Source organism: Flagellimonas cixiensis (assembly GCF_042134615.1).
In the GTDB taxonomy this organism is placed as follows: Bacteria; Bacteroidota; Bacteroidia; order Flavobacteriales; family Flavobacteriaceae; genus Flagellimonas; species Flagellimonas cixiensis.
Genome location: NZ_CP169639.1, coordinates 2,268,749 through 2,280,622, shown reverse-complemented (window position 1 = coordinate 2,280,622; position 11,874 = coordinate 2,268,749). Strand labels below are relative to the sequence as shown.

General features: G+C 41.5%; 10 protein-coding genes. 5 read left to right on the top strand and 5 right to left on the bottom strand.

From position 1 onward, the window contains the following. Positions 1–33: 33 nt before the first annotated feature. From ABT310_RS10150 to ABT310_RS10135, 4 genes are read right to left on the bottom strand one after another with little or no spacing between them, the layout of a single operon-like run. The gene (locus ABT310_RS10150) at positions 34–867 is read right to left on the bottom strand and encodes a sugar phosphate nucleotidyltransferase (RefSeq protein ID WP_375323792.1); all 834 of its coding nucleotides are present in this window, start codon (positions 865–867) and stop codon (positions 34–36) included. A gap of 3 nt (positions 868–870) precedes the next feature. Next, positions 871–1,923 carry a GHMP kinase gene (locus ABT310_RS10145; protein WP_375323791.1) on the bottom strand — a complete coding sequence of 351 codons (1,053 nt, stop codon included), beginning with the start codon at positions 1,921–1,923 and terminating at the stop codon, positions 871–873. Between the two features lies 1 nt (position 1,924). Continuing rightward, positions 1,925–3,313 carry a Gfo/Idh/MocA family protein gene (locus tag ABT310_RS10140; RefSeq protein WP_375323790.1) on the bottom strand — a complete coding sequence of 463 codons (1,389 nt, stop codon included), beginning with the start codon at positions 3,311–3,313 and terminating at the stop codon, positions 1,925–1,927. Between the two features lie 46 nt (positions 3,314–3,359). Then, a complete protein-coding gene (locus ABT310_RS10135; RefSeq protein ID WP_375323789.1) occupies positions 3,360–5,984 on the bottom strand; it encodes a valine--tRNA ligase in 2,625 nt (874 codons plus the stop codon). Positions 5,985–6,183: 199 nt separating this feature from the next. Here ABT310_RS10135 and ABT310_RS10130 point away from each other — a divergent pair, with 199 nt between their 5' ends. Next, positions 6,184–6,570, top strand: coding sequence for a DUF1573 domain-containing protein (locus tag ABT310_RS10130; RefSeq protein WP_375323788.1), 387 nt, complete (start codon positions 6,184–6,186; stop codon positions 6,568–6,570). A gap of 53 nt (positions 6,571–6,623) precedes the next feature. On the opposite strand, the gene ABT310_RS10125 is transcribed toward ABT310_RS10130, so the two are convergent. Next, positions 6,624–7,928 carry an aspartyl protease family protein gene (locus tag ABT310_RS10125; protein ID WP_375323787.1) on the bottom strand — a complete coding sequence of 435 codons (1,305 nt, stop codon included), beginning with the start codon at positions 7,926–7,928 and terminating at the stop codon, positions 6,624–6,626. A 185-nt stretch (positions 7,929–8,113) separates the two neighbouring features. On the opposite strand from ABT310_RS10125, the gene ABT310_RS10120 reads away from it, so the two are divergent. From ABT310_RS10120 to ABT310_RS10105, 4 genes are all read left to right on the top strand, one after another. Next, positions 8,114–9,304: a pyridoxal phosphate-dependent aminotransferase gene (locus tag ABT310_RS10120; RefSeq protein WP_375323786.1), complete on the top strand. Its 1,191-nt coding sequence runs from the start codon at positions 8,114–8,116 to the stop codon at positions 9,302–9,304. After that, on the top strand, positions 9,304–10,320 hold the full coding sequence (gene murB / locus ABT310_RS10115; protein ID WP_375323785.1) for a UDP-N-acetylmuramate dehydrogenase: 1,017 nt from the start codon (positions 9,304–9,306) through the stop codon (positions 10,318–10,320). The genes ABT310_RS10120 and murB overlap by 1 nt, the downstream gene beginning before the upstream one ends. A 205-nt stretch (positions 10,321–10,525) precedes the next feature. Further along, the gene (locus ABT310_RS10110; protein ID WP_375323784.1) at positions 10,526–11,092 is read left to right on the top strand and encodes an RNA polymerase sigma factor; all 567 of its coding nucleotides are present in this window, start codon (positions 10,526–10,528) and stop codon (positions 11,090–11,092) included. Continuing rightward, the gene (locus ABT310_RS10105; RefSeq protein WP_375323783.1) at positions 11,089–11,847 is read left to right on the top strand and encodes an anti-sigma factor domain-containing protein; all 759 of its coding nucleotides are present in this window, start codon (positions 11,089–11,091) and stop codon (positions 11,845–11,847) included. Before ABT310_RS10110 ends, ABT310_RS10105 begins: the two co-directional genes overlap by 4 nt. The last annotated feature ends 27 nt before the right edge of the window (positions 11,848–11,874 follow it).

Below are 11,874 nucleotides of genomic sequence, written 5' to 3'. Positions count from 1 at the left end.
ATTCTTTGCAAGCATGGATTATGCCCTATGAATTTACTCTAAATTTTTAAATAACTGAATATCATTCGCATCGGTTAGGTCTGGAATGTGTTCCGACCTTGGCATACAAAGCATGCTTTGGGATTGCTCTTTTACCAAAACACCAACAGCTTTTGGCAGTTCTTTTTCATTTCTGGCAGGGTCCATGGGACAATTTTCCAAGTAGGGATAAATTTCCTCGCCGTAAAAACTAAATATGTTCATACTTACCCTTAAATCGCCGTGAGCATCCTTATAATTTGGAATCTCATCCATTTCCGGCTTTTCCACAATTTGCTGAAGATACCCTTCCTTGGAAATATCCATTAAAGCAAATTTGGCAATGCGCTCCTCGGTAAAATCAAAACCTGAACTTGCATAACTGATCAATGCATTGGGTGCCTTTCTTTCGGCCCGAAGATCCCTTAAAGCGCCCACCGAATACAAATTATCCCCGTTACAAACCGTAAAGGTAGATTTCTTTAACTCTGGGAATTGGTCCAGACACTGTTGGAGCGCATCTGCTGTTCCCAATGGTTTTTCTCTTCCCTCGGGAACATATTGCTTTGCAATTAAGACATTTAATTGCTGGGGCAACCCTCCTGATTCCATCAAACTTTGGAAGGCTCCATTTTCTGGGCTGGTGATCAAATACAGGTTTTCATAGCCCGCCTCAACAGCATTTTTTGTCAAATAGTACAGGAATGGCCTTCCATTTTCTCCAACAGGAATCAAACTTTTATGGGGAATATTGTCCATCAATCCTTTATGCGATGAAGACGTTTTTAAACTCCTTTTCATCCGGGAAGAAGCACCTCCCACCATAATTACCAAACTCTTGTTTTCCATAACCTACATTGTGATATCCACTTCATAAACCGCTTTTGCCCCCGCATTTAGGAAAGCTTGTTTCACCTCATCCCTATTATCACTGGTCACCATGGCCACCATGCATCCACCTCCACCGGAACCTATGGTTTTGGCTCCTAAAGCTCCAGCTTTTAATGCGGCAGCCATCATTTGCTCCATTTCCTCCGGCGTATTCTTAATTTGATTTTGAAGTATGGTTTGGTGTTGGTTCATTAAATCACCCAATACTTGGAGATTCGGCGAATCTTTTAAAAGCTCTTCTTTTGCAGCTAAGGTGATGTGATAATTATAAATTGCGGCATACCAATATCCCTTCAAATCTTCAGGAACCAAATCTACATATTCTTCATAATCGGCCAACTTGGCATTTTCCAATTTGAAATCGGGATGAAATACTTGAACGGCCTCCACGGCATTTTGGGCATATACCCTAGCATTTTTTAAGACCTCCAGAGTCTTCTTGGCCAAACCTGATTCCGCCACCAACAAGGTACCCAAGTTGGCACTTAACCGTGTGCTTTCTCCAGATTTGGTATCGATGTAAATTAATCCGCGTTGGGCAATGGTGTATTGATCCATTAAACCTCCTGGTTGGTCAAAAAACAACACTTCTGCTTCGTAGGCCCATCGTCCAATTTGATAATCGTTGACCAAAACCGGTTCTTCCTGGCTTTCAATTAAAAACCGTAACCACGCCACTGTTAAGGCCGAAGAGCTAGACAAGCCTGCATTTACTGGAATATTTCCAGAAATTTCGATGGAATACCCTTGATAAAATTGGAAACCATTCTGTTTTAAAACAGCCATGCAAGACCTGAAATAATCATCTTTTTCCACCTCTTCCAAGTCATCATGAATCGAAATGGTGACCACTTCTTCCAAGTCCTTTAAATGAAGAACAAAAGCATCTTCTTCAATTGGTTTGGCAATTAGGTTGATGTATCTATCTATGGCACCCGCAATCACAGGCAGTCCTAAATAATCTTGATGATCGCCGTAAAAACAGATACGAGCGGGAACTTTAATTTGAATCATGCTACGAAATTATGTCCAGAGGAGAAGTTTCTTTATAATTGCCTCTGGTAAAATCAGGAAATGGCTGTGGCGCTCCACCACTGGCCACCGAGCGCTCACTCAAAGGGGCAACGGCACTCCACCAGCAACCTTCATATACATTTTGGTCTAGTGGAAGTCCTTTTTGCAGACATTCTACAATACGATATACCATGATACCATCCATTCCTCCATGTCCACTGCCTTTGGCAGCTTCATTCAAACGTTTGTACAAGGGATGATCGTATTTCTCGTAAAGTCTTTCAAGTTGCTCACCTTGCACCCATGAGTGGTGGTCTTTTGTAATTCCCTCAACACCACCTTCCAAAGCTACACGGGTCGGGAATCCTGCCATAGTACCTTTTGTACCCTGTATCAGATTATGTCTTGAGTAGGGTCTTGGACTGGTTTCGTCCCATTGCACCATAATGGTTTTTCCCATGGTGGTTTTTATGATGGAGGTATTTAAATCTCCTCCTTTAAAATCCAATTGGTTCCATTTATGGCCCTCTGGATAATTTTTTTCGGCATAAAGTTCACGCCCTCGCGATGGTGTTGAAAATGAAACCAAGCTTCCGAAAGTGTCCTCACCCCTACCTAAATTCATATATTGGGCCACTGGACCCAAACCATGTGTTGGATAAAGGTTTCCATTTCGATGGGCATAGTGGTGGGTTCTCCAAGAGCCCGTTCCGCGTTCCTGTTCTTCCATTTGCCATCGCAATTCGTGGATGTAGGCCGCTTCACCGTGTAAAATTTCTCCAATCACACCTTGTCTGCACATATTTAAGAACATAAGCTCATCACGACTGTAATTCACGTTTTCCAACATCATACAGTGTTTTTGGGTACGCTCACTGGCATCTACAATATCCCACATATCTTGAATGGTGGTTGCTATGGGCACCTCTACAAAGGCATGGGCGCCACTTTCCATTGCGCCGATGGCCATTGGTGCGTGATTGACCCAATTGGTCGCGATAAAAACGACATCTGGGCGAACTTCTTTCAGCATGGTTCGCCATTGGTTTTCACCCCCCCAATATTCGGCTATATTCTTGTGCTTATTTTTTCCACCCGCTTCTTTTACCCATTGTACTTTTTCTTTCACCAAATCTTCATACAAATCACAAATGGCCACTACTTCGGTTCCTTCTAAAGCAGCAAAAAACTTGGCATGGGTACCTCCCCGAGCTCCTACACCTATAAAAGCAGCTCGAACTTTCTCCAATTTAGGAGCTTTAAATCCTCCCATATAACTGGATGAAATCGGTCTATCCCGGGCGGCACTCAAATAATTTGGAGCAAGCGATACGGCAGCCGCACCCAAGGAAGTCTTCTTAATGAAGTTCCGTCTGTCAAGGTTTTTCATATGTGTTTGTTTCGTTATTTGGTTTCAAAATACAAAAAGTTGGGGCCTACTTCAAACTGGCCAAACTTTTTTCCAAGGTTTCAATTTTGGCTTCGGCATCTGCAGCTTTTTTACGTTCTATGGCCACAACCTGTTCTGGAGCATTGTTCACAAAGCGCTCATTACTCAATTTTTTCTGCACCGACTTTAAAAACCCTTTGGTATAGTTGAGCTCTTCGGTAATTTTGGCAATTTCTGCTTCTACATCAATGGCTCCACTTATTGGAATAAAGTACTCATTACTTTTTACCCTAAAAGTCAGTGCTCCATCCAAACTGGCATCCACGGATTCCAATTTGGAAAGATTCCCTAATTTTTGAATGATGGCATCCATTTGGGAATTCACATCTTCGGAATTCATCATAAAAAGCTCCAAACTATCCTTTTGTGGAATATTCTTTTCTTTTCTGATGGTTCTGATTCCTGATATCACTTCAGCAGCAAAATCAAAGTTGGCAATCAATTCAGCATCCACTTTTTCTTCTTTCGGCCATTGAGCAACAATCAGAGCTTCTTCGGGAGTTCTTTCAGCAATATGCTGCCAAACCTCTTCGGTTAAAAAGGGCATGAAAGGGTGCAACAATTTTAAGTTTTCTTCAAAAAGTCGCAACACCTCATCATAAGTGGTTTTATCAATTGGTTTTTGATATTCAGGTTTTACAATCTCCAACAACCAAGAACAGAAATCGTCCCATACCAATTTGTAAATAGCCATTAAGGCATCAGAGATTCTGTATTTTGAAAAATGGTCTTCAATCTCCACCAAAGTTTGGTTGAACTTGGCTTTGTACCATTCAATTCCAACCTTGGCTGCTTCAGGTTGAGGCAATTCGGCAACCTCCCAACCTTTCACCAATCGGAATGCATTCCAAATTTTGTTGGCAAAGTTGGAGCCTTGCTGACAAAGGGCTTCATCAAACAACAAATCGTTTCCTGCAGCGGAACTCAACAATAAGCCCACACGAACACCATCGGCACCAAAGTCTTCAATCAATTTTAAGGCATCTGGAGAGTTCCCCAACGATTTGGACATTTTTCTGCGTTGTTTATCGCGAACCAAACCGGTGAGGTATACATTTTCGAAAGGTCTTTTTCCACGGTATTCGTACCCAGCAATAATCATTCGGGCCACCCAGAAAAACAAAATATCGGGGCCTGTTACCAAATCGCTGGTTGGGTAGTAGTAGTTCACCTCATCATTCTCGGGTTCTAAAATACCCCCAAACACACTGATCGGCCATAACCAAGAGGAGAACCATGTGTCCAAAACATCTGCATCTTGACGCAGGTCAGATTCTTGGATCTTTGGATTCTTGGATTGTGCCAATTTTAGCGCTTCTTCTGGAGTTTCAGCTACCACGAAATCTTCTTTGCCATCACCATAATAATAGGCGGGTATCTGCTGCCCCCACCACAATTGACGAGAAATGTTCCAATCACGAATGTTTTCCATCCAATGGCGATAGGTGTTATCAAACTTGGATGGGTACAGTTTCACATCCTTAGTTTTTAAAACGCCATCCAAAGCAGGTTTGGACAAATTCTCCATTTTCAGGAACCACTGGTCCGATAATCTAGGTTCGATCACAGCTTTGGTTCTTTCGGAAGTTCCCACCTTATTGGTGTGCTGTTCGGTTTTTACCAAAAAGCCCTTTTCTTCCAATTCTTTGGCGATTTCTTTTCGAACTACAAAGCGATCTTTGCCCTCGTAGTGCATGCCAAAGGAATTTAAGGAAGCATCTTCATTAAAAATATCGATTACCTCAAGGTTGTGTTTTTCCCCTAGGTTTTTATCGTTTTCATCGTGGGCAGGAGTTACTTTTAAGCACCCTGTACCAAATTCCACATCCACATATTCATCTTCAATAATCGGAATAACGCGTCCGCAAATGGGAACAATGGCCTTTTTGCCTCGTAAATGGTGGTAACGCTCATCATTGGGGTTGATACAAATGGCGGTATCGCCCAAAATAGTTTCTGGACGCGTCGTGGCAATGGTTACTTTTTCATCGGAACCTTCTATGGCGTAAGACAAATAATAAAGATTCCCTTGTCTTTCCTCATAAATTACCTCTTCGTCGGACAAAGTGGTCTTGGCTTCAGGATCCCAGTTTACCATACGAAAACCACGGTAAATCAATCCTTTATTATATAAATCAACAAAAACCTTGATCACCGAGGCAGACATATCGTCGTCCATGGTGAATTTAGTGCGTTCCCAATCACAGGAACACCCCAATTTTTTTAATTGTTGAAGGATAACCCCCCCATATTCGTTGGTCCAGTCCCATGCATGCTTCAAGAAATCTTCGCGGGACAAATCGGCTTTGTTGATTCCCTGCTCCTTCAATCGGGCAACAACTTTGGCTTCGGTAGCAATGGAAGCATGGTCCATTCCGGGCACCCAACAGGCATTTTTACCCAAGAGTCGCGCTCTTCTTATCAAAACATCTTGAATGGTGTTATTGAGCATATGGCCCATATGCAGCACCCCTGTTACGTTTGGCGGCGGAATAACAATGGTATAGGGCTCGCGCTCATCTGGTTTGGAACTGAAATAATCATGTTTGGTCCAATAAGAATACCAGTGTTCTTCTACCCTTTTGGGCTCATATTTAGATGGAATCTCCATTTTTCGGTACAGTTTTTGTTTAAAAGGATATTGGATTGATTTTTTTTGAAGGGAAGCCTTTGTTCATTTTTATGCTATTCTTCGAATAGAATCCAATCCAGAAATACGAAACAAAAATAAGTAACGTTATTCTATAACAAAAGAATTTTGGATGCAGGTGTTAAAACATCTAATTTTGAAGTTCACCCAAAAACCAAAAATGATGAAAAAAACTGTACTCATGCTGTTTATTGGGCTTCTATCCGTAGGAGCTTTTGCCCAGGCTACAGCTAAAATTGAATTTAAGAGTGAGACCATTGATTATGGTGAAATTGAAAGAGGTAGCGATGGTGTACGTGTATTTGAATTCACCAATACAGGCGATGCACCGTTAATAATCACAGGAGTTAGATCAAGTTGTGGATGTACTATTCCAAAAAAACCTGAAGAGCCTATTTTACCTGGAAAAACTGGTGTAATTGAAGTAAAATATGATACCAATAGGGTTGGCCCAATTAGAAAAGCCATTACGGTGACCTCTAATGCGGACACACCTACCACAATTCTTAAGATCAAAGGAACGGTTAAAAGTCCCGGAGCCAAATAAAGAAAAGAAAGTAATACATAGGAAAGCCCTCGATAGTATCGGGGGCTTTTTGTTTAATCGTCGTCAAAGACTTTTTTCAGGACGAAGGTGAACAATAGGTCCCGATTGTACCTTTCAATCAAAACCTTAATTCGTTTACCTTCACGCTCATTGAGCATTTTTAAAACCTCTTGAAGTTTGTAACGATGGATTCGTTTTCCGTTCACTGCCAAAATTACATCACCTTCACGCAATCCTGCTTCTGCTGCGGGACTTCCCGCCCTTATACCGGAAACTACAATTTCGGGCACCAAACTTAATCGGGTCTTGTTTTCCAATAAAATCTGCACATTACCAAAAGTATCGCTGCCATCATCGGAAACCACACCGTTGGCATCTGCAATACTTTCGGCTATATATCGAAGGCCATTATGCTGCAGTTCAATTCCTGCCAAATTATATTGGAATGGTTCTTTAAAGTTTCCGTTCTTTTTGAGCGTGACCAATCCACGGGAATAATCAAAAATCATATTGAAACGTTTTAAGACCTCTCCACCTACACTCCCGTTTCTATCACCTAAATTATCCATCCCATGAAACGATTCACGGTATGGAAAAGCTACCTTGGCTTCCTTCAACTCAAAATCACCGATTTTTACACCGTCGATCTTGCTGCGCTTGCCAAAAATATCTCCACTTAAACCTCTACCCAGGTGATCTTCATAGTTCTTTTCCGGTATTTCCAGCCCTTTTTCTGGAGCGTGGAACAACCATAGGGCATCGCTACTGCCCGTATCGACCAATAATTTAACAGGGATATTGGCAGTGTCGCGCATTAAAACCGTTCCTCTCACATAGGCCTTCCTTTCATCCACTACCAAGGGAATGGTCTGGGTATTTCGCTTTTTCTTGTATTTATAAAGTTTAGGATTGTGAAGTTTCAACGTTTTGGAAGCATAATTCACCTCTACGATAAAATCTCGAAACAGATCGTACCCCATAATACCGTGCACTGGAATTCCCAACGAGGTAGAAAAATTGATATCCCTATCCAAGACCACATAAAGGTCTTGCGCAAGATTTTTGGCCTTCCCCAAACTAAAGGAGTTGATTCGGGAGCTCAGTGCCTTCATCGGTTCACCTTCTCCAAGTCCACGAATAGTAACTTCGGAAACATTGTTGATGGCCACAGAATCGGATTCGGATAAATTAAAGAGAATAGGTTTACTTACCCCAGAGTCCAAAATAAAGGTAAGCTCAGTGCCATTGATCTCAACCGGAATGATGATAAGGTTGTTGATGAGTTCAAACTTCACTTTTTGAAATTTCTGACCCTTGGGCAAATGATATCCCTGTCCCAACATAAGGAGGGGAATCATTGACAAAACCGTAAAAATTAACAATCTTTTTCTCAACTTGCTCAATTTCAATCATCCGTTCTTATTAAATATATAAAATAAAGCAGTTCACCTCTTTTAATTTAACATTTCCATAACCGCATAATTATTCCTAAAAGTTGTTGTTTTCACCAGCAGGTTTTATCATTTTTGCCAAAAATTTCATCATGCCAAGTATCTCAAACAAAGGGCAACAGATGCCAGCATCTCCCATTCGTAAATTGGTGCCTTACGCCGAAGCCGCCAAAAAGAGGGGGATTAACGTTATTCACCTCAACATCGGTCAGCCCGACATAAAGACACCGAAAGTAGCATTGGACGCGGTTAGAAACCACAATATCGAGGTGCTATCATACAGCATGACAGAGGGTTCCGAGGTGTACCGTCAAAAAATAGCGGATTACTACGCCAAAAAGGATATTCATGTTTCAGCTCAAGAAATCATTGTAACCACTGGAGGTTCAGAAGCGTTGTCTTTTGCCATGGGTACGATAATGGATGCCGGTGATGAAATTATTATCCCAGAGCCCTTTTACGCCAACTATAATGGATTTGCCACGGCCATGGGAGTAAATGTGGTGCCGATTGCCTCTAGCATCGACCAAAACTTTGCATTGCCTCCCATTTCTGATTTTGAGACGTTGATTACACCAAAGACCAAGGCTATTTTAATTTGCAACCCTGGCAATCCAACTGGTTACTTATATAGTAAGGAAGAAATTGAACAATTGGCCGCTTTGGTAAAAAAGCACAATTTGTTTTTGATAGCAGACGAAGTGTATCGTGAATTCACTTATGACGGCCGCGAACATTTTTCCATTTTACAGCTGGAAGGGTTGGATGATTATGCCATTGTAGTTGATTCTGTCTCTAAAAGATACAGCATGTGCGGGGCCAGAATCGGATGCTTGGTCTCCAAAAACAAGGAGGTCATTCAAACGGCATTAAAATTTGCCCAAGCCCGTTTGTCCCCTCCTACTTTTGCACAAATTGCAAGCGAGGCTGCATTGGAAACACCACAAGACTATTTTGATGATGTGATTCATGAATACGTGGCTCGAAGAAACACTTTGGTATCTGAATTAAAAAAATTGGACGGTGTAAAAGTCGCCATTCCCCAAGGGGCGTTTTATTGCGTGGTGGAATTACCCATTGCAGATGCGGATGATTTTGCACAATGGCTTCTCGAAAACTTTGAGGTTGATGGCAGTACCGTAATGGTGGCGCCGGCCGCTGGTTTCTACGCTACCCCGGGATTGGGAAAAAATCAGATAAGAATTGCCTATGTGCTCGAAAAAGAGCAACTTGTAAAGGCGGTTCAAATATTGGGCGAGGCCTTAACACAGTATAACGCTTAGTGAACATTCAGGAGAACATATCCTTAAAAGAGCACAATACCTTTGGTATTGATGCAAAAGCCCGATTTTTTGTCGAGATTACAGGCTTGGCACAACTTCAAAAGGTGCTGGAGCTAAAAGCCTATCCTGAAAAGTTTATTTTAAGCGGAGGGAGCAATATTTTGCTCACCAAAGATATCGACGCCCTTGTGATGCATATTAAATTAAAAGGCATCACTATTGTTGAAGAGGATGAAGATTGGGTTGAAATCAAAGTGATGGCCGGTGAAAACTGGCATCAATTAGTGCTCTGGACATTGGAACACGATTTTGGCGGACTTGAAAACCTTTCCCTGATCCCCGGAAATGTAGGAACAGCCCCAATTCAAAATATTGGCGCATACGGAGTGGAGCTGAAAGATGTTTTTGTGAGCTGTGCCGCTATGGACATGAAAACCGGCGAATTGGTCGGATTTGACAAGGAAGCCTGTCAATTTGGATACCGTGATTCCATTTTTAAGAACAGTGCCAAGGGCAAATACATTATTACCTCGGTCAACCTCCGCCTTACCAAGAAAAACCATGTGCTGCAAACAGGATATGGCGCCATTGAAGCGCAATTGAAAGAGAAGAACATTATTTATCCCACTATTCAAGATATATCCGATGCCGTGATTGCCATTCGGCAAAGCAAATTGCCCGACCCAAAAAAAATCGGGAATAGCGGTAGTTTCTTTAAGAATCCAGTGGTATCCAAAAAGAAATTCGACAAGTTCAAAAAAGCAAACCCCGACGCCCCCTTTTACGAGGTGGATGAAAATGAATTCAAAATACCTGCAGGTTGGCTTATTGAACAATGTGGTTTTAAGGGAAAAAGATTTGCGGATGCTGGGGTTCATGAAAAGCAGGCCCTAGTTTTGGTAAACCACGGAAAGGCAACGGGAAAGGAAATTTTATATCTCGCCAAGAACATTCAAGAAGAAGTAAAGAAAAAGTTTGGGATTAAAATTCAGCCCGAAGTGAACCTTATAAAATAAGATAACCCCCACGTTAAAGTCAACTATGGGGGTTATACCAAACCAAACTAACCAAATTTATGTATGCTTTTGGGTTTCCTCGACCCTTTTTTCTTTTTCATAGAGCTCGACTCGAAATGCTTTTTCTGCCGTAGCTTTGTCTTATATACGATATAAATCCTATTTTAGATTTTGGCCCCATGAAAATTTTACCAAAAAAACATAGATGAGCACTTTAATTGAAAGACATATTGTGTCGCTTCTTGCAGAACGGGATGATAAGGCCATTTCCTTACTCTATGAAAACTACGGAGATACACTTTTTGGTGTAGCCTATAAAGTAGTAAAAGATGAAGATTTGGCGCAAGATGTTTTACAGGAAAGTTTCATTAAAATTTGGAAAAAAGCCGATACTTATGATGCTTCCAAGGCCAAACTTTTTACTTGGTTGTTCCGAATTACGCGAAATACGGCCATCGATAAGTTAAGAAGTGTTAACAATAAAGCAGATAAAGAAATCCAAATCGACGTTTCAGACGTATATAATCTTGGAGTGAAGGGGTTAAACCCAGAACATCTCGACATCCAAGAAAATCTGGATAAAATAGAAGAAAAGTATAGAATTGTTCTAGAAGCCTTATTTTTTGAAGGAATGACGCAGCAAGAGGCAAGTGAGGAACTGGACATTCCCTTGGGAACTATAAAGTCTAGGTTAAAAATTGGACTCCGGGAACTTGGAAAGATTTATGGTACGACCATGACCTTGCTCCTTTTATTAAACATACTGCCATGAAAGAAAAAGTTAAAATATTTTTAGAGTCGGATATCCTTGAAAAGTATCTCGTTGGAGATACCACCAAGGAAGAGTCCCAACAAGCCGAAAGATACATCGCCATGTATCCCGAGGTGAGAGAGACCTACGATGAGCTTCAAAAGAATTTGGAGACCTTCGCCAATATGTACGCCCGAAAAACCCCTGAAGGCCTCAAGGAAATAATTATGGCCAGTGCCAAGAAGGAGAACATGGTGAGTCGAAGAGTACTTCGCTATGCCATTGCCGCCAGTGTAGCCATCATGATCTTTGCCGGCTCCTCCCTTTTCTTTTGGAACCAGAACCAAAACCTTCAGCAAGAAAACACTTTGGTCAACAACAAAATCAAGTATTTGGAAAACAACATGAAAGATCAATTGGCCGATATGCGAAACCAATTCATCGTGTTGAACAACCCAGATACCAAAAAATTGAAAGTTAATGGTAAGCGTGAGGCCAAAGAACTAAAAGCTGTAGCATATATTAATCCGGTTAAAAAACTATCCTACATCAATGTGAGCAATGTTCCTGAACTTCCGGAGAACAAATGCTTCCAAATGTGGGCCGAGGTAAATGGTGAATTGGTGAATTTGGGCGTTATCAAACAATTTGATGAAAAGGACAAATTACTTGCTCTCCCGTATTCCGACAAAGCCGTAAGCTACATTACCATTGAGCCTGAAGGTGGTAACACCTCCCCTTCCGTAGATAATATTGTGGCCAATATCACCTATTAAGCAACAGCAAAGAAACCTTAAAGTTGC